Annotated in this window: 17 protein-coding genes and 1 pseudogene; 17 read left to right on the top strand and 1 reads right to left on the bottom strand. The window is 32.9% G+C overall.

Annotated features, from left to right (window positions below; genetic code table 11):
• Positions 1–18: 18 nt before the first annotated feature.
• The 16 genes and pseudogenes from J3D55_RS16755 to msrB all read left to right on the top strand — a co-directional run bounded on the left by J3D55_RS16755 (position 19) and on the right by msrB (position 16,827).
• Positions 19–1,698, top strand: coding sequence for a hypothetical protein (locus tag J3D55_RS16755; RefSeq protein WP_259132632.1), 1,680 nt, complete (start codon positions 19–21; stop codon positions 1,696–1,698).
• A 34-nt stretch (positions 1,699–1,732) separates the two neighbouring features.
• Positions 1,733–2,788 (top strand): hypothetical protein, encoded by a 1,056-nt coding sequence (locus J3D55_RS16750; RefSeq protein ID WP_259132631.1) that lies wholly within the window; start codon positions 1,733–1,735, stop codon positions 2,786–2,788.
• Positions 2,789–2,791: 3 nt separating this feature from the next.
• On the top strand, positions 2,792–7,315 hold the full coding sequence (locus J3D55_RS16745; RefSeq protein ID WP_259132630.1) for a TonB-dependent receptor plug domain-containing protein: 4,524 nt from the start codon (positions 2,792–2,794) through the stop codon (positions 7,313–7,315).
• A 114-nt stretch (positions 7,316–7,429) separates the two neighbouring features.
• Positions 7,430–9,491 (top strand): annotated as a pseudogene (locus J3D55_RS22690) (YfbK domain-containing protein).
• A gap of 115 nt (positions 9,492–9,606) precedes the next feature.
• Positions 9,607–10,110 carry a GbsR/MarR family transcriptional regulator gene (locus tag J3D55_RS16730; protein ID WP_072410050.1) on the top strand — a complete coding sequence of 168 codons (504 nt, stop codon included), beginning with the start codon at positions 9,607–9,609 and terminating at the stop codon, positions 10,108–10,110.
• A 70-nt stretch (positions 10,111–10,180) separates the two neighbouring features.
• A complete protein-coding gene (locus J3D55_RS16725; RefSeq protein WP_259132629.1) occupies positions 10,181–10,525 on the top strand; it encodes a hypothetical protein in 345 nt (114 codons plus the stop codon).
• Between the two features lie 7 nt (positions 10,526–10,532).
• Positions 10,533–10,934, top strand: coding sequence for a hypothetical protein (locus J3D55_RS16720; protein ID WP_259132628.1), 402 nt, complete (start codon positions 10,533–10,535; stop codon positions 10,932–10,934).
• 78 nt (positions 10,935–11,012) lie between these two features.
• Positions 11,013–11,381 (top strand): hypothetical protein, encoded by a 369-nt coding sequence (locus J3D55_RS16715; RefSeq protein ID WP_259132627.1) that lies wholly within the window; start codon positions 11,013–11,015, stop codon positions 11,379–11,381.
• A gap of 6 nt (positions 11,382–11,387) precedes the next feature.
• Positions 11,388–12,200, top strand: a complete 813-nt coding sequence (locus tag J3D55_RS16710; protein WP_259132626.1) for a DCC1-like thiol-disulfide oxidoreductase family protein — start codon at positions 11,388–11,390, stop codon at positions 12,198–12,200.
• A 12-nt stretch (positions 12,201–12,212) separates the two neighbouring features.
• Positions 12,213–12,995: a fatty acid desaturase gene (locus J3D55_RS16705; RefSeq protein ID WP_259132625.1), complete on the top strand. Its 783-nt coding sequence runs from the start codon at positions 12,213–12,215 to the stop codon at positions 12,993–12,995.
• A 76-nt stretch (positions 12,996–13,071) separates the two neighbouring features.
• On the top strand, positions 13,072–13,533 hold the full coding sequence (locus J3D55_RS16700) for an SRPBCC family protein (protein WP_259132624.1): 462 nt from the start codon (positions 13,072–13,074) through the stop codon (positions 13,531–13,533).
• A 133-nt stretch (positions 13,534–13,666) separates the two neighbouring features.
• Entirely contained in the window at positions 13,667–14,371 is a 705-nt protein-coding gene (locus tag J3D55_RS16695; RefSeq protein WP_259132623.1) for a YqjF family protein, read from the top strand.
• Between the two features lie 239 nt (positions 14,372–14,610).
• A complete protein-coding gene (locus tag J3D55_RS16690; protein ID WP_259132622.1) occupies positions 14,611–15,123 on the top strand; it encodes a peptide-methionine (S)-S-oxide reductase in 513 nt (170 codons plus the stop codon).
• Positions 15,120–15,335, top strand: a complete 216-nt coding sequence (locus tag J3D55_RS22370) for an alpha/beta hydrolase family protein (protein ID WP_310467184.1) — start codon at positions 15,120–15,122, stop codon at positions 15,333–15,335. Before J3D55_RS16690 ends, J3D55_RS22370 begins: the two co-directional genes overlap by 4 nt.
• Entirely contained in the window at positions 15,295–16,341 is a 1,047-nt protein-coding gene (locus J3D55_RS16685; RefSeq protein WP_310467182.1) for a bifunctional alpha/beta hydrolase/OsmC family protein, read from the top strand. Before J3D55_RS22370 ends, J3D55_RS16685 begins: the two co-directional genes overlap by 41 nt.
• 39 nt (positions 16,342–16,380) lie before the next feature.
• Positions 16,381–16,827 (top strand): peptide-methionine (R)-S-oxide reductase MsrB, encoded by a 447-nt coding sequence (gene msrB / locus J3D55_RS16680; protein ID WP_259132621.1) that lies wholly within the window; start codon positions 16,381–16,383, stop codon positions 16,825–16,827.
• Between the two features lie 85 nt (positions 16,828–16,912).
• Here msrB and J3D55_RS16675 read toward each other — a convergent pair whose 3' ends face one another.
• Positions 16,913–17,383, bottom strand: coding sequence for an OsmC family protein (locus J3D55_RS16675; RefSeq protein WP_259132620.1), 471 nt, complete (start codon positions 17,381–17,383; stop codon positions 16,913–16,915).
• A gap of 185 nt (positions 17,384–17,568) precedes the next feature.
• On the opposite strand from J3D55_RS16675, the gene J3D55_RS16670 reads away from it, so the two are divergent.
• Positions 17,569–18,462, top strand: a complete 894-nt coding sequence (locus J3D55_RS16670) for a TIGR01777 family oxidoreductase (RefSeq protein ID WP_259132619.1) — start codon at positions 17,569–17,571, stop codon at positions 18,460–18,462.
• Positions 18,463–18,658: the final 196 nt, after the last annotated feature.

Here is an 18,658-nt window from a genome sequence, read left to right as displayed (position 1 = left end):
TTAATCACAACAAAGAATATGAAGAAAATTTATTTACTATTTCCGTTGTTTGCGGTTAACTATTTCTTTGCCCAAAATTCCCAGCTTTATTATTCAGGAAAGTTTCTTGATCGTAAAGGAAAACCTCAGACTTTCTTGAAAATTTTCAATAAAAACAGTGGCATTTACGAAATGACCGACGAAAAAGGATTTGCCATTATCGCTGCGAAACCTTTTGATACTTTGATTTGGAATAATTCGAAAAATCAGATGGTTACTCAGACTTATCATTTGAGAGAATTAAAAGACATTCTCAGAAGTCAGATTGAATCAAAATCTGTTGAAAATATTTACAGTAAAGCCTACGACAGTCTTGTTTCAAATAAAGAAATGGATCAGTACAGCTTTGAGAATGCTAAAAAAGTAACGATCAAAGGTTCTGATGATTACATTGTAAAGGTGAAAAAAATTGCTCTGAAAAATGACAGTTTGTATCAGTTAAAAGAGTTAAATAACAGAAATATTTTCATTAACGGCAGTTTTACGTCTTCTTTTGATGTGAAATCCAGAAATTCGATTCCTCAGACGCAAAATAGATTTGTTCAAGGGAGATCAGAAAACGGTTCTTTGGTTTGGAAAGGTCCGGAAACGGATGAAATGTTCAGTTTTGGTCCGGATATTTCTACTTTGGGATTTGATAATCAGCCTTATCAATACGATCAAAATGGAAGATTAGTCAATCTTTCAAACGGAATTTCTCCCGCAAAAGCTTACAATAATGATCTTTTTAAAACAACATTCGGATTCAATAATCAATTAAGAATTAATACATTTTTAAAACAAGGTTATCGTGAAATAGTTCGGTTTTCATTGGATCTCGGTCAACAGAAAGACCAAATGTACCTCATCGATCAGTTTAATCTGATTAATTCTTTAAAGACAAAATTGAATGCAAGTTTTAATGGATATATTTTAAATGCTGCTTTTAATTATGAAGAAAATAAAGCAACAAATGCCAATAGAATCGGACTTTTCAACAGGGTGTATCAAAACTCTTTGTTGACTCCAATTTCTTTTTCGAATTCACAGAATCTGCTTCTGACAGACGGTTCGCAAAGAAGTTATAGCCGTTTTACAGACAATCCGTTGTTTCTTTTTGATCAGGAAAATAAATATAATTATCGCAGCAATCGCAGACAATTCAGTTTTGATGCGGCGAAAAGTTTTGGAAAATTTAAACTGAATCTAAGTCAATCTTACGAAAGCGACAGTTTCCGGAATTTTGATCAATATAAACCTTCAACATACGGATTTGTCAATGGTTTGCTGAATGAAAGAACACAGAATAATTCTTTGTATAACTCTAATATTTCCGGAAATTATTCATTGGGAGATTATGATTTTAAAAATACTTTTGGGCTTAATTTTATTGTGAATGACAGAAAATCTGATGTTTTTAATAGTGTAACGAAAAGTAAATACATTTATCAGAAAACTTCTCAGGATTATCTTTTTAATTATAGCCTTGAAATTCATGAAAATGATCTTGAAATTGGAGCTAATCTTGGGAATTCATTCTATGTTTCCAATACTTCGAAGAAAAATAATTATTGGCTGCCAAAAGCAAATGCTTATGTAACTTTTGAAGATATTTTTGATTGGTACCATTTTAATTTTAAAGTGTTGGGAGCTTACACAGAGTTGAGTTTCCGAGCCTGAAATTACAAGATCTTATGCTTCTTACGCAACGACTTTGCTGAATGCAGAAAATGCATATCAATATTTTCCGGTGAATGAAGTGGAAACTTTTAAAGGTCTTTCCAATATCAATGTTAAAGAATGGAAAACCGGATTCAAATTAGATTTAGGGTACAGAATTAGTCTGGAAGGAGAATATTTCGATCGGAAAATTTTTAATGATATTTTCCCAATCTATGAAAATAATCAACTTGGGCTAAAAAATCTTGCCGATCATTCTTACAAAGGGTATGAATTCAATTTTTCTTTTAATAATTTAACAATCGGATACAATTTTTCCAGTACCCATAAAATTTCATTTTTCAAATATAAAGATATTGTAGATCGGGTTGAAAATGGGTACAATAATTTGGCGGTTTCCGGTTTCAATGATATTTATAAAACGTTGATGCAAGGTCAGGTTTTGGGCGTTGTGATGGGAAGTTATTTTGAAAGAAATGAGAAAGGACAGTTAATTATTGATGATTTTGGCTATCCCAAAAAAGCCGATGGCTTGAAAATTATTGCAGATCCGACACCGGATTTTGTGATGAAGTTCAATCATAATTTCACTTTCAAAAGATTCACTTTAGACCTCAATTGGGAATGGAAAAAAGGCGGACAATTATGGAACGGAACTCAGGCTGTTCTTGATTATTACGGACGTTCGCAAAATTCTGCAGATCAGAGGAATAATAAAAACTATGTTTTTGAAGGTGTAAATTTTAACGGAAATACCAATCAGATTCCCGTAGATTTTTATGATCCGAATCAAAATGTTTCGCAAAACAGGTGGACGAGATATGGTTATTTGGGAGTCGCGGAAGATTATGTGCAAAAAGCAGATTACGTGAGAATTAACAGTATTTCCTTATCGAAAAATTTTCCGATCGATCAGACGAAAACTTCATTGGTTCTTACTTTTTATGTGAATAATATTCTTCTTTGGCAGGCGAATAAAGGAGCAGATCCCAATCAAAATTTCTACGATCAGGAAAGTGGAAGAGGACTTGATTTTTTTAATCTTCCTTCTTTTAAAACTTACGGATTTATGGTTTCATTTAAATTTTAAGGTATGAATTTCAGATTTACAGCATATTTAAGTTTCATTTTTTTGTTTTCAATTACTTTTTTGAAAGCACAAAATCAGTTTGATGATTTTCAGAAAGAGAAAACGTACGTCCAGACCAGTCATGTTTTTTATAAGCCCGGCGAAACGATGGATTTTAAAATTTATATCATCAATGCGCAGACTCAGCTTCCCACAGAATTGAGTAAGGTTGTCAATTTTGAGATGATCGATCCAAACGGAAGTATCATTAAAAAAGTGAAATATGAAGTGAAGAACGGTCATGCCGAAGGATTTTTTCATTTTGAAAATGATATGAAAGGCGGGATTTATAAGATAAAAGCGTATACCAACTGGATGCAGAATGAAGACGGGAAAAATGGTTTTGAAAAAGAAATTACGCTGCAAAAAATTGTTTCTCCAAGAATTTTAATGAAGCTCGATTTTCCGAAAAAAGGCTATGGAGCAGGAGATGAAGTACTAGCAGATTTTTCGATGAGAAGTCTCAGCAACTTGCCGATTCCTTTTTATGAAGCGAGTTTTACAGTGATGCACAATGGTGAAATGGTTTCTGAAGGGAAATTAATTACAGATAAAGAAGGAAAAAATCAATTGAAATTTAAGCTTCCTGAAGTTTTAAAATCTTCCGATGCTTTATTAAATATCAAGGTGAATTTCGACGGTTTTACAGAATCTATTTCGAGAAATATTCCGATTGTTTTGAATAATCTGGATGTAAAATTCATGCCAGAAGGCGGAACTTTCGTTAACGAAATTGAACAGAATATTGCTTTTAAAATCTTGGATGAGTTTGAAAAACCTGTTGATGCAACACTGGAAATTTTTAACCAAAATCAAGAAAAAATAGTAGAAATTTCAGCTTACCATTTCGGAATGGGAAGTTTTATTTTGACTCCTAAAAAAGGCGAAACGTATTATGCGAAAGTTCTTAAACCGGAAAATATTTCAAAGATTTATGAGCTTCCAGTTGCAAAAGATGAAGGAATTGTTTTTAATGTCAATAAAGAGAATCATCAGATTAGATTTAAATTGATTTCCAAAGACGATACAACTGTTGTCATTAAAGGAAATTTCAGAGGAAAAGAGATTTATACGAAGCAAATTGTATTACAGAAAGGGGAGAATTTTATTGAGCTTTCTAAAAAAGATGTACCGATAGGAATTTGCAGATTTACGGTTTTTGAAAATGAGATTCCGTTGGCGGAACGTATTGTTTTTGCTAATGAAGATCAACAAATGAACGTGAAAATTAAGCCTTCAAAACAAAATTATCTACCGAGAGAAAAAGTAACTGTTGACATTGAAACAACCGATGAAAACGGCAAACCGATCCCTGCAAATCTGGCTTTGGGAGTTGTTGATGACAAACTTTGGACGTATGCAGATGACAAGCAAAATCATATTATTTCATGGCTTTTGATGGATTCTGAACTGCATGGAAAAATAGAAAAACCACAGTTTTATTTTGATAAAAAAGAAGCCAAAGCAAAGAAAAGTCTGGATCTTGTGATGCTGACAAGCGGCTACAGATATTTTAAACTGAATCCAGATATTATTAAGTCAAAAAAATACAATTATCTTCCTGAAAAACGAAATCCAATCTATGGAATTGTAGAAGATGAAAATAAAAACCCTGTAAAAGCGGAAGTTTTTCTTTTAGAAGAAAATTACAAACAGGGTAAAATTATAAGACAGGTTACGAGTGAAAACGGACAGTTTTATTTCAGCGATCTTAAATCTTTCTCGAATTATAAAATTATAGCAAAATCTTTTCAGCCAAAACAGAAAATCGAGGTTAGGATTTTAGCCTATAAATTAGATGTAAATCCTTTAGTAAAATCAAAAATCAGCAATGTCGATGTCGATGAAATTGTCGGAGAAGTATTGGAAAGAGTGGATATGAAAAAACTAAATCAAAAATTGTTAGCGGCAAATAAACCTGTAGGAAGAGGAGTTGCCGCAGATACGATAAAATCTCAGGAGATTAATGAAGTCGTTGTAACGGGAGCTTTAGGTATAAAAAGAAAAGATGCTTTAACAAATTCTGTAACAGTTGTCAATAGGGAAGAAATCCAAAATCCAAATATAGGTTATATGTTGGAAGGAAAAGTTGCCGGAGTTCAGATTTCGCCATCGAGCAATCGGATGAATGCAGATGTTTTGATCAGAGGATCGCGTGCTATTTCAAATAAAAGTCCTTTATTCATCGTGGATGGAGTTCCTGTAGAAAATTTTAATGTAAATATTAATCCAAACGATGTAAATTCTGTCACCGTTCTGAAAGATGCTGCAGGAGCCGCATTATACGGAAGTCAGGGTGCAAATGGAGTGATTTTAATTACTTCTGCAAAGTACGGAAATTCAAATATTAAATTTGATATTACTCCCAAAACATATTACGCGGTGAAGGTAATTCCGAGGGATAGTCTTACATTTTACGCGATGGGGCGCGAGTTTTCTTATCCCGCTTATGAAACGACCAATACTTCGCACAGATTCGATTACAGAGAAATAATTTATTGGAATCCCGTGGTGGAAACCGATAAAAACGGGAAAGCAACAATTGAATTTTACAATTCTGATGCAAACACGACTTTCAGAATTCTGACGGAAGGAATTTCCGCAACCGGACTTTTAGGAAGAGATGAAACGACGTATGCAGCGCAAAGTATGATTTCTATTGATGCCAAAATCCCGCAATATTTGACGAGAACAGACGAAATGATGATTCCGGTTGTTATTAAAAATAATTCTGCCGAAACCAAGACGATGACGATGAATGTGATTGTTCCGAATCATGTGAATCTGATGAAATCGGATAGTTTAATCACTTTAAAACCGCTGGAATCCGGAAGATTGTTCGTGAAAATTCAGATGGATGAAGTGGTGAATTCCAATATTCAGTTTACGGTGAGATCGGGCGATTTCAGGGAAACAATGATTCTGCCGTTTAATGTTGAGGAGAAAGGTTTTCCGTACCAATTTTCGATAATCAATAATAAATCTGAGAAAATAGAAATTGATATTCCGGAATATATTAGGCGAAGCTTCTTTTCATCTTATTATGTTTTTGACAATTCGGCGTTGCAGCTTTTTGAAGATCTGGAAAGGCTGAAACGTGAACCTTACGGCTGTTTTGAGCAGCTTTCGTCAACAGTTTATCCTAATATTTTTATATTGGATTATTTAAAATCAGCTGGGAAAATCAATGATGAAACGAAAAATTTAGTCATTAAAAACATGAAAAAAGGCTTCCAGAAAATGTTGAGCTATAAAAATAAAGACGGCGGTTTCGTATATTTTAATGCTGCGGAATCGGATGTTTCCTTGTCTGCATTTGCATTGCTGGAATTTAGCGATTTGAAAAAATATGTTTCTATCGATCAGAAAATGATGGATGATCTTAAAAAGTTCATTTTATCAAAGAAAAACCAAAACGGGATTTTTGAGGCGAGGAAAAGTTATGAAATCAACAGTCCGTATTCGGAATATGCATGGTCGAGAAATATGTATGTGTTGTATGCGCTGTCGAAACTTGGTTTTAAAAATGAGATTGAAGATTCTTATGCCATCAATCTGAAAAGGGCTTTGGCGATGAAGGATTCTTATCAGTTGGCGTTAATGGCAAATGTTTCTTTTAACCTTAATAAAAACAGCGATTACGAAAATATTGTTGGCATTTTGAATGAACAGTTTGAAAACAAAAATGTAAATCCCAATATCACATTTACAGGCTCAAAAGGAATGTCTGCGAAAGCGGAAACGTTATCACTTTACATGATGGCTTTGCAGAAATACACCAAATTGAATGAAACGAAAATCAGAAATGTTGCAGATGTTTTAATGAGCTATAACGGATATTACGGTTTCGGATCGACACAGGCAACGAGTCTCGCTTTGGAAACATTGTCTGAATTCTTTTCTAAAAATGAAAAAATGTACGGAACAGAAAGACCTCAAATTAAGATAAATAATGCCGCAATTTTACCAAGCTTAAGTGTTGCTTCTGCTTATAAAGTCGGAAAAAATGAGATTATAATTGATTATCCGACGTCTCAAAAAGGCTTGCCTTACAAACTTGAATGCCAATATTATAGTTTAAAAGCTCCGAAAAGCTCTGATATTCCTTTAACAATGGAAACAAAATTGAAATCTCAAACTTCAAAAGTAGGAGAGACGAACAGAATGACAGTGACGATTAAAAATAAAATCAACGGACAATTGCCGATGGTTACAGCAAAAATTGGAATTCCTGCGGGATTAACGCTGCAAAATGCTTTATTAAAAGACATGCTGGATAAAAAAAAGGTGTCTTATTTTGAGATTTTTGATAATTATCTGGTGTTGTACTGGGAACATTTTGATGCTAATGAAACGAAAACAATTAATCTTGATTTAAAAGTAGAATTTGCCGGAGAATACACAGGAAAAGCAAGTAATATTTACCTGTATTACACCCCTGAAGCCAAATTTTGGAATGAAGGAATTAACGCTAAAATTGAACCTTGATCGAAAATAATTAGATAGAAATAAAATTATTACTGTCACCTTTTTAAATTTCTGCATCTATAGAATAGCAGTAACTGCAAAATTGGTTTCGATGTTTTAATAAAAAAATTAATTATGAAAAAAATAGGGATAACAATATTGGCGTTGGCTTTGTTGGGAAGCTGTAAGACCAAAAGCGCTTCAGATTCTTCGAAAGAAACAAAAGCTTTAAGCATTGAAAAAGACAAAGATCAGGACGGAATAAAAAACAGACGGGATAAATGCCCGGAAATTGCAGGACCGATTGAAAATAAAGGCTGTCCATGGCCGGATATGGATAGTGATGGCGTTCCTGATAAAGATGATTCCTGCAAAGAGTTATCCGGAGTTGTAGAAAATAACGGTTGTCCGTGGCCGGATACAGATGGCGACGGTGTTATTGATAAAGATGATGCGTGTCCAACGGTTGCAGGGCCGGCTGAAAATAATGGTTGCCCATGGTCGGATACGGATGGCGACGGTGTTTTGGATAAAGACGATGCGTGTCCTACAGTTCCGGGAATGCCTGAATATAATGGCTGCCCGAAACCGAAAACAATGACTGCAATGGAAGTTTCGTATTCAATAGAAAGTGTTGCTGTGACAGGTAACTCAAGGGCAAAGAAGACGCGCAATGTTCCATCAAAACCTGTGAAACAAGCGAAAGCTGTAACAGACAATAAAGTTTACGGAAAGAAAATAACCACAACTAAAGGGAAGAAAGGAATTCAGCAAATTAATAATACCGACGAAGAATACAATTCTTTGGTTGAAAACCCTTTTGAACTGACAAAAAATCAATCGGTTTCTACATTTTCGATTGATGTGGATAATGCTTCTTATTCCAATATCCGAAGAATGATTAATTACGGAAGTGTGGTTGATAAAGATGCGGTAAGAGTGGAAGAAATGATGAATTATTTTAAATATGATTATCCTCAACCGGAAAATAAGCAGCCTTTTTCAATCAATACAGAATACAGCGATTCTCCTTGGAATCCTCATCATAAATTGTTGAAAATCGGACTTCAGGGCAAAAATGTAGCGATGGAAAACCTTCCGAATTCCAATATTATTTTCCTGATCGATGTTTCAGGTTTCTATGGATCAAAGTAATAAACTTCCACTGTTAAAATCTTCGTTGAAAGTGTTGTTGGATCAACTAAAACCACAGGATAAGGTAGGAATTGTAGTCTATGCAGGAAACGCAGGAACAGTTTTGGAACCGACTTCAGCCGCAGAAAAAGAAACAATTAGTAAAGCTTTGGATAAGCTTCAAGCGGGAGGAAGTACGGCAGGAGGAGCAGGAATTGAACTGGCTTATAAACTGGCTCAGGAGAATTTCATTAAAGGAGGGAATAATCGTGTTGTTTTGGCTACAGACGGAGATTTCAACGTTGGGATTTCTTCTGAAAAAGATCTTGAAACGTTAATTGAAGAAAAAAGAAAAACCGGGATTTTCCTTACCTGTCTTGGTTACGGAATGGGAAATTATAAAGACAACAGACTGGAAACTCTTGCCGATAAAGGAAACGGAAATTACGCTTATATCGATAATTTACAGGAAGCGAATAAATTTTTGGGAAGAGAATTCGCGGGAAGTATGTATGCGATTGCTAAAGATGTAAAAATTCAGATTGAATTTAATCCAAAATTTGTAAAATCCTATCGATTAATTGGCTACGAAAACAGAAAATTGAGAAATGAAGACTTTACAAACGATAAAATTGATGCCGGAGAATTAGGAAGCGGACATACCGTAACTGCTTTATATGAAGTGATTCCTGCGGGTGTAAGTTCTGAATTTGCACCAAAAGAAAGCAAGTTAAAATATTCTGCAATAACGAATACGCAAAACTTTGGGGATGAATTGGCAACTATAAAATTCCGTTACAAAAAACCTGATGGTGATAAAAGTACAGAGATCACAAAAGTGGTGAAGAATTCTGAAGAATCACTTGCTGACTCAAGTCCGGATTACAAATTTGTTTCTTCTGTGGCTTGGTTCGGGCTGGTTTTAAGAGACTCAAAATTAATTAAGGAAAAAGACCTCAACACCATTGAAGATTTAGCAAAAGAAGGTAAAAATAAAGATGAAGAAGGATATCGTTCTGAATTTATAAGGTTAGTAGAAAGTTATAAATCAATTAAAAAGTAGCGGTAAGACAGGCATTCGAAAGGGTGTCTGTTTTATTTTAAAATAAACTTTCAAATATTATTGAAAGTTCAAAAATTATTATTACATTTGTATCAGAAATTAAAAGTAGAACAAAATGCAACTTTCAGAAGCTAAAGAAAAATACATTCAAACTTGGGGAACATTCGCTACCAATTGGGGAATCAACCGTACGATGGCGCAGGTTCATGCGTTGCTTTTGGCGAGTGGTAAAGCACTTTCTACCGATGAAGTGATGGAGCAGCTTGAAATTTCTAGAGGAAATGCCAATATGAATTTGCGAGCTTTGATGGATTGGGGAATTGTAAAAAAAGAATTCGTAAAAGGGGAAAGAAAGGAATATTTTTTAGCGGAAAAAGATGTTTGGTATTTATTCAAACAGATTACAAAAGAGCGTAGAAAAAGAGAAATCGAACCTGTAATTTCCTTTTTAGAAGAGCTTAAAAATATTGAAGATAAAGATTCTGAAGGAGCAAAAGAATTTATCAAATTAATGGATGATTTCAGCTCTGTGACAGGAAAAATCAACAATATTATGGATCTCGCGATAAAAAGTGACGATCATTGGCTGGTCGGAAAGATCACTAATTTATTAAAATAGAAAGGATTTCAATATCCTTTTTTATTTCAAATAAACTTTCAAAAATTATTGAAACTATAATATTTATAAAATGTTCAATATAATTTCATACCTGCTTTTTCTTTCCATCAGTTCGTACATCACGATCGATGTGGGCAGAAGATGTTTTAATTCCGGAAAAGTGTATTTGGAATATTTAATCAAAGACAAAGATTTTTGTTTAACGGTCAACAGAATACTTTTAGGGAGTTATTATTTGGTCAACCTCGGTTATATCGCGATCAGCTTGAGTTCTTGGGGAAAGATAACCAACATGGAAGAAGTTTTAACAACGGTTTTTACCCGTATCGGATATATTATTCTGATTCTTTGCTTTTTACATTTTACGAATATTCTTACCCTTTATATTTTAAGAAAAAAATTAACAATAAAATAAAATTATCATGACTGCAACTATCCTTACCCAAACGTACAATTTCCAGGCGTACATGATCTACTTACCAATTGTAATCACGCTTACAGTGTTGGTTTCTCAGTTTTTGTTTAAAAATTCAAAGACTTTTATGATTGATATTTTTCATCAGAAAGAAGACATTGCAATGGCAACAAATTCACTGTTTAAAATTGGTTTTTATCTTTTAAATATCGGTTTTGCCCTTTGTATCATTGAGTTTTTCCAAATCGAAAGCGTAGAAAGATTAGTCGTCGCATTAAGTCAGAAAATCGGAGGATTCTCAATTTATCTTGGCGTAATGATGCTTCTCAACTTATTACTTTTCTTGAAAGGTCGCAAACACGCCACGAACAAAGAAAAATTAGTAGAAAATGAAGACGTTACTATTTAAAATCTGGATGTATTTCACATTCAAAATACAGAACAAACGAACAAGAGGAGATTTTTTGAACCTTTAAAATTCATAGCCATGAAAACTTTTGCTAAAAATGACTTTTATATTCAATTTTATGTATTTATTGCGGGATTAGTTTCGATAATTATAGGAATTGGACTTGGTTATGGAATTTTCCTATTTTATTTTGTAGTAGGAATACCACAGTTAATAAGCTTTTTAATTAAAGCATTTCAAGAAACAGAAAAATCATTAACGTATATTATTTATGGCTTTTTTATAATGCCTGTTTGGGTTTCTTGGTTGGCTGTTTTAGGTTTCAATAACAATAATGATGTTACTAATTTTATCGGATACATTTTAATCGCTTCAGTTTTTTATAGTCCAGTTTTAGCAATTGTATATGTTTACGACTGTTATAAACTTTACAAATTTCAAAAATAAAACACAATGAAAACCCTACAAAACCACACCCTCATCTATGACAACGAATGTCCCATGTGCAATATCTATTCAAAAGGTTTTATGAAAGCAGGAATGCTTGATGAAAACGGGAGAGAAGCTTTTACAGAATTGTCGTTGAAAAATAAAAATCTGATAGATTTCAACCGTGCAAAAAACGAAATCGCTTTGGTCGATCACACTAAAAATAAAGTTATTTATGGTTTAGACAGTTTGCTCTTGATAATCGGAAATTCCTTTCCGTTATTAGAAAAAATTGCGAGAATACAGCCTTTGTATTGGTTTTTCAAAAAACTGTATTCTTTTGTTTCTTACAATCGAAAACAAATTATTCCGTCAAAAAAAGATGATACAGACCAATCTTGTATTCCGGATTTTAACTTAAAATACAGAATCACATACATTACGTTCGTCGTATTTTTCTCATCTTATATTTTGAGTTTGTTTACAGCAAAATTAGGGTTAAATGCAGGACATCATTTTTTAAGAGAGTTCATCGTTTGTTTGGGGCAAATTGCTTGGCAGACTATATTTTTAAAAGTTTATTTAAAAGAAAAATTTTGGAATTATCTGGGAAATATGATGACGGTTTCTTTAATCGGAACATTGCTTTTAATTCCTGCTTTATTTTTAAATCTAAGCTCAATTTTTTCACTTATTTATTTCGGAATTATAGTATTAATCATGTTTCTGGAACATGTAAGAAGATGTAAAATATTAAAATTGAATTATCTTCCGACCATTTCCTGGACGCTTTTCAGAATGACAGCTTTGGCAATAATTGTTTGGTTAAATCTTTAAAAAACTAAAAAAATGAACCACCTCGAACTCACAAAAAAAGTAGAATGGAAAGACCTCAAAAAGCTTTCTGTCAAAGAAATGTTGATCGAAAATAACATCAGTTTGCCTTGGTTTTTTATTTCCTTGTTTTTGGCTTACAAAGAATATTATTGGATGGCTCTTCCGTTTTCAGGATTCTATTTTTTGACGGCGCTAAGACAGGTTCACAACGGATTTCATAACTCACTGGGAACAGGAAAATTTCTCACTTGGCTTTCAATGTATCTCAATAGTGTGCTAATGATGACATCCATTCACGCAGTAAAATTTAATCATCTCAGACATCATAAATTCTGTCTTTCAGAAGAAGATTATGAAGGAAAATCTGCCTCAATGAAATGGTACGAAGCGATTTTATACGGTCCAAAACATATGTTTTTAATTCATTGGATCACATTTAAAAAAGCCAATAAAAATTATAAAAAGAATATGATATTTGAATTACTATCGATTTCAGTTTTCGTATTTGCTGCTTTTTATTTTAAAATTAATTTTTTGATATATCACATTTTAATCATGTTTTTGGGCGAGTTTTTAATGGCATTTTTCGCAGTCTGGACTGTTCATCACGACACGCACGAAAACCCAAACATTGCAAGAACTCAACGCGGATTCTGGAAAAATAAACTCACATTCAGTATGTTTTACCATATGGAACACCATCTTTTTCCCGCAGTTCCAACGATAAAATTACCCAAACTCGCAGAAAGAATAGATCAAGTCTTACCTGAATTGAATAAAAAACAAACTTTTTAACAGAATTCGGATTCATAAAGTGACGACTTAAAACAGGATAGGATGAAAATCCTATCAACGATAAAAATTATAAAAAATGTCAACAATCTATTTAAAAACAATCATCAAAGCCAATGTTCAAACGGTTTTTGATTTAGCAAGAGACATCGGTTTACATCAAAAATCAACTTTCAAAACCGGAGAAAAGGCAATTGCAGGACGAACTTCAGGATTAATCGAAGAAGGCGAAACGGTTACTTGGCGGGCAAAACATTTGGGAGTTTATCAAACACACACTTCAAAAATTGTCAGCATGGAAAAACCTCATCAATTCACAGATATTATGTTGAAAGGAACCTTTAAATCTGTAAGGCATCAACATATTTTTAAACAAGAAGGTAAAAACACAATCATGACCGATATTTTCGAATTCGAATCTCCATTAGGAATCATCGGAAAACTTTTCAACCGATTTTTCCTTAAAAATTATCTTACCAATTTTCTACTGGAACGAAATAAATTAATCAAAACCACCGCGGAAAATAATAAAATAAATTAAAATGGTATAAAGCGCGAGCGAAGCGAGCGTCAAAACAGATAGTATTCGCGATGTCATCCTGAGCGAAGTCGAAGGACCTCAACGTTCAAAACCATCAACCATCAACTATAAACCAACAACAAAAAACACCACAATGAACTTCCTAAAAGCAGAATGGCGAAAATTAGCCATCATCAATTACGAAATAGATCCCCAAATCTTAATTAAATATCTTCCCGAAGGTACAGAACTCGATTTTTACAATGGAAAATGTTACGTAAGCTTAGTCGGATTTATGTTTTTAAATACCAGATTATTAGGACTTCCGATTCCTTTTCATAGAAATTTTGAAGAAGTTAATTTAAGATTTTATGTAAAGAAAAAAGAAGGAAACGACTGGAAACGGGGAGTGGTTTTCATTAAAGAAATTGTTCCGAAACCGGCGTTGAGCTTTGTGGCAAATTCAATTTATAAAGAAAATTATACAACAATGCCGATGAAAAATAGTATTCGTGAAAAAGATAAAGAATTATTAATAAAATATTCCTGGAAAGATAAAAATTGGCATTCTATCGAAATCACAGCAGAAAACGAACCATTAAAAATGGAGGTGAATTCCGAATTTGAATTTATCACCGAGCATTATTATGGTTTCACTAAAAAAGAAAATAAAACTTCAGAATACAAAGTATGCCATCCAAAATGGGATTATTATTTAGTTAAAAATCACCAACTGGAAATTGATTTTAAAACGATTTACGGAAAAATTTTTGAATGTCTAAATCGGCAAAAACCAATCTCCGTAATGCTTGCAGAAGGTTCTGAAATTGAAGTGAAAACAAAAAAATATTTAGCCTAATAAAAGCTCTTATTCGACCTTTAAAAATATTATAATGTTTCTTTTATGATTTTTTTATGAGTTTTACCCATTATTATTTTTTAAATTTAGGTTTTTCAGATTTTAAACACTCTATATCTTAATTTATTAAAATAATTTATTTGAACTTTTTTGATTGAAGCTAAAATTTGGAATCATTAAAACCATTGGGTAACCAATTAAAAAAACATGCATGAGTTCAATAAAAAAAATTAAATCATATGAGAAAAATAGGATTAGGAGGAGGCTGTCATTGGTGTACCGAAGCTATTTTTAATTCTCTAAAAGGAGTTCAAAAAGTCGAGCAGGGTTGGCTGGCTTCCAACGGGTCACATTCTACTTTTTCTGAAGGAATTATTGTAACTTTTGATCCTAATTTAATTGAGTTGAAAACTTTAATCGAGATTCATCTTCATACACACAGTTGCACAAAAAAACATAGTATGAGAGAAAAATATCGCTCGGCAGTTTATATTTTTAATGAAGAAGATTTTCAAGATTCTAAAGCTATTTTAAAAGCTTTGCAAACAGATTTTGAAGAAGAAATCATCACACAGGTTTTGCCTTTTGAAGCTTTCAAATTAAATATTGAAGACCAATTAAACTACTATTATAAAAATCCTGAAAAACCTTTTTGTGAAACCTTTATCAATCCGAAACTAAACTATATTCTGAAACAATTTTCTGATCAGGTTGATACAGAAAAACTTCAACACTTAAAAATAAACGAATGAAACAGACTAAAATGATTATTAAAAATTCGAAAGGAATCACATTAAATGCCGTTTTGGATTTGCCACCCAATAAAAAACCCTATTATTTTGCCATTTTTGCCCATTGTTTCACTTGCAATAGCAATTTTAATGCTGTTCGACACATCAGTAAAGCACTCACCAACCACGGTTTTGGAGTTGTTCGTTTTGATTTTACAGGACTTGGTTTCTAGTGAAGGGTCATTTTCTGAAAGTCATTTTTCAGGAAACGTTCAGGATTTAATTGATGTTAATAATTATATCACCGAAAATTATAAAGCACCGTCGTTAATGGTCGGACACTCTTTGGGAGGTGCAGCAGTTCTTGTGGCTTCTTCCAAATTAGACAATATAAAAGCCATAACCACGATTGGAGCTCCTTCGCATATAAATCATATAAAAAAACATTTCAGTGAAGCTGAATCTTTAATTAAAGATAAAAGCGAACTTCAGGTTAATATCGGTGGAAGACCTTTTTTAATTAATAAAGATTTTTTAGATGATTTTGAAAAATTAAATCTTCTTGATATTGTAAACAAATTAAGAAAACCTTTATTGATTATGCATTCTCCGGTCGATACCATTGTTGGAATTCAAAATGCACAAGACTTATACGAGAATGCACATCATCCCAAAAGTTTTATTTCGTTGGATCAGGCAGATCATTTATTATCAGCTTCAGCTGATGGACATTATGTAGGAGATATGATAGGAACTTGGGTAAAACGTTATTTTACTCCTGTAGAAAACAAAATGCTGGAAACCAATGACGAACAATTAGTGGCTTATTTAAATTTGCAGGAGGATAAGTTTTCAACGTATATTCAAACTAAAAAGCATACATTTATTTCTGATGAACCGGAGGATATTGGCGGAGATGATTTGGGTCCGAGTCCTTATGATTATCTTAGTGCAGCACTTGCTGCTTGTACAACAATGACTTTAAAATTGTATGCTGATCGAAAAAACTGGGAGCTCGATGAAATTTATGTTTATATCACGCATTCTAAAAAACATATGGAAGATATTCAGGATCAAAGTGGAAAGGGGAAATTCCTTAGCCATATTTCTAAAAAATTAGAATTTAAAGGAAACCTTACGCATGAGCAAAAGAAACGTCTGGAGGAAATTGCTTCGAGGTGTCCTGTACACAAAACTTTAAAAGAAAATGTTATTATAGAAACTTCGACAATTAATTAGTATCCCCAAAACTATTTTTAAAATTCAAAATTATATATTATGATTAAATGGGCAGACGTAATTCAGTTTACAAACCAAGGAAACCCAATTCCGGACAAGAGAGTTGAAAAAACGGAAGAAGAATGGAAGCAAATCTTAACCCCAGAAGAATATCAGGTAACGAGACTGAAAGGTACCGAAAGATCGTTTAGTTCTGAGTTATGCAGTTTGTTTGAACCAGGAATTTATGAGTGCAAATGTTGCAGTACTTTGCTATTTGATGCCAGCGAAAAATTTGAATCAGGAACTGGTTGGCCTTCTTTTACACAGCCATTAAAAGAAAATGCAATCGCCTATCATGCAGATAAAACATTCGGAATGGTGCGTGTAGAAGTAGTTTGCAATACTTGTGACTCCCATTTAGGGCATGTCTTTCCAGACGGACCTGAACCGAGTGGGTTGCGCTATTGTATCAACGCGGTTTCTCTTTCTAAAATAAAAGAATAATTTAGTCTAACAATTATACATTGCCTGAAAATTCTGGCATATACTTTTTGGGCGATGTATAGTTGATATTTTAGGCATTAATTTCTTATAAAGTTTCACAAATTGCATGATGCAAAACCGGGAAATTGCACGAATTCGCAATAAAACACAATTGATTTGCTTTTTTATGTAAGTCCGTTGCCTCTTTAATTTGATCAGCATTGGCAATTATTACTCTAGGATTTAATTGAACTTCAATAAAACGACCGCTTCCATCTTGAAGAAACTCCAGAGTGGCTTCAGCATGATCCGAATAAGAGAGAATTTCTATTCCTTTTTGTGAACAAACATATAAATACGACATCAAATGACACGATACTAAGCTACTTAAAAGCAAATCTTCAGGATTAAATAACGCTGGATCACCTTTGAAACTTTTTGCAGCCGAAACATTTAAAACAGGTTTACCTTCTATAAAAACTTGATGACTTTTGCTGTAAATTTTAGACTTTGGTATTTCTTCATTTTGAATTGAAGTCCACTGTGCCGCTGCTTTAAATAAATGTTTAAATGTCATTTTTATTATATTTAAAATTTAACTTCGGGGGTAATTTTGTTCAAGTTTTTAATGGAAAAAAAGCTAAATAACAATTGGTAGAACAATCAGTATTTACCAAATATAATAAAAAATAGTTTAAATAAATATAAAGGAAGCTCTCAAAGCTTCGAGCTATGAACCTAAATAATTAATAACCAACCAAAATGAAAATAATCATTGCCGCTGAAACCGGTTTCCTCGGAAAAAATCTTGAAAAATATTTTACGGATAAAGGAAATGAAGTTTATATTTTAACCCGAAATCCGAAACGTGAAAATGAAATTCATTGGGATGCCAAAACGTTGGGCGAATGGAAAAGTCTCCTTGAAAATTCAGATGTTTTAATCAATCTTACAGGGAAATCTGTCGATTGCAGATATACTGAGGAAAATAAAAAGGAAATTTATTCTTCAAGAATTAACAGTACAAAAGTTCTTCAACAAGCCGTTGACCATTGTATTAATAAACCAAAAGTTTGGTTGAATGCAAGTTCAGCGACAATTTATGTTCATTCCGAAAAACACTTAAATACAGAAGAAAACGGAATCATCGGCGACGATTTTTCTATGAATATCTGTAAAAGTTGGGAGCAAGAATTTTTTACTATTAAAGATGAAAATGTGAGAAAAGTGGCGTTGCGAACTTCAATCGTTTTAGGTAATAATGGCGGAGCTTTTCCGAAATTAAAATTGATTACAAAATTAGGTTTGGGTGGAAAACAAGGAAGAGGAAACCAAAATGTAAGCTGGATTCATATTGATGATTTCTGCAATGCGATCCAACATATTATTGATTCTGAAAATATGTCAGGAGTTATCAATGTAACTGCTCCAAATCCTTTACCCAATGAAGAATTCATGAAAAGATTAAGAACAGAAATGAAAATTCCTTTTGGATTAAATGCTCCGGTTTGGCAATTGGAAATCGCATCTATATTTTTAAAAACCGAAACAGAATTGTTATTAAAAAGCCGAAATGTTTATCCTGAAAGATTACTCAAAAATGGTTTTCAGTTTTCTTATCCGAACGTTGAATCTGTATTTAAAAATTTGGTTTAACACATGAGTCACATTAGATTTTAATTAAATATTTTGAAAACATTGAGATCACATAAGAAGAAAATTAAAGATTTTCAAAACTAATGTGTTCTTCTCTGCAGTATGATAATCATCTTAAAAATTCTAATGTGTTAAATCTTTTGCCACTTTTGCGGTTTAAAAACAGCCAAGCAAAACAGTTTGCGAATTCATCAAA

Origin of the sequence: Chryseobacterium ginsenosidimutans (assembly GCF_024807225.1) — a bacterium.
Taxonomy (GTDB): Bacteria; Bacteroidota; Bacteroidia; order Flavobacteriales; family Weeksellaceae; genus Chryseobacterium; species Chryseobacterium ginsenosidimutans.
This window is presented reverse-complemented; position numbering and strand designations above follow the sequence as displayed.

What these genes read in the sequence shown, in the direction of transcription:
- J3D55_RS16730 (WP_072410050.1), top strand. Translation starts at nt 9,607, where the DNA reads ATGCAACTTTCAGAAGCTAAAGAAAAATACATTCAAACTTGGGGAACA.
- msrB (WP_259132621.1), top strand. Translation starts at nt 16,381, where the DNA reads ATGATTAAATGGGCAGACGTAATTCAGTTTACAAACCAAGGAAACCCA.
- J3D55_RS16705 (WP_259132625.1), top strand. Translation starts at nt 12,213, where the DNA reads ATGAACCACCTCGAACTCACAAAAAAAGTAGAATGGAAAGACCTCAAA.
- J3D55_RS16700 (WP_259132624.1), top strand. Translation starts at nt 13,072, where the DNA reads ATGTCAACAATCTATTTAAAAACAATCATCAAAGCCAATGTTCAAACG.
- J3D55_RS16675 (WP_259132620.1), bottom strand. Translation starts at nt 17,383, where the DNA reads ATGACATTTAAACATTTATTTAAAGCAGCGGCACAGTGGACTTCAATT.
- J3D55_RS22370 (WP_310467184.1), top strand. Translation starts at nt 15,120, where the DNA reads ATGAAACAGACTAAAATGATTATTAAAAATTCGAAAGGAATCACATTA.
- J3D55_RS16690 (WP_259132622.1), top strand. Translation starts at nt 14,611, where the DNA reads ATGAGAAAAATAGGATTAGGAGGAGGCTGTCATTGGTGTACCGAAGCT.
- J3D55_RS16745 (WP_259132630.1), top strand. Translation starts at nt 2,792, where the DNA reads ATGAATTTCAGATTTACAGCATATTTAAGTTTCATTTTTTTGTTTTCA.
- J3D55_RS16670 (WP_259132619.1), top strand. Translation starts at nt 17,569, where the DNA reads ATGAAAATAATCATTGCCGCTGAAACCGGTTTCCTCGGAAAAAATCTT.
- J3D55_RS16725 (WP_259132629.1), top strand. Translation starts at nt 10,181, where the DNA reads ATGTTCAATATAATTTCATACCTGCTTTTTCTTTCCATCAGTTCGTAC.
- J3D55_RS16695 (WP_259132623.1), top strand. Translation starts at nt 13,667, where the DNA reads ATGAACTTCCTAAAAGCAGAATGGCGAAAATTAGCCATCATCAATTAC.
- J3D55_RS16710 (WP_259132626.1), top strand. Translation starts at nt 11,388, where the DNA reads ATGAAAACCCTACAAAACCACACCCTCATCTATGACAACGAATGTCCC.
- J3D55_RS16755 (WP_259132632.1), top strand. Translation starts at nt 19, where the DNA reads ATGAAGAAAATTTATTTACTATTTCCGTTGTTTGCGGTTAACTATTTC.
- J3D55_RS16715 (WP_259132627.1), top strand. Translation starts at nt 11,013, where the DNA reads ATGAAAACTTTTGCTAAAAATGACTTTTATATTCAATTTTATGTATTT.
- J3D55_RS16720 (WP_259132628.1), top strand. Translation starts at nt 10,533, where the DNA reads ATGACTGCAACTATCCTTACCCAAACGTACAATTTCCAGGCGTACATG.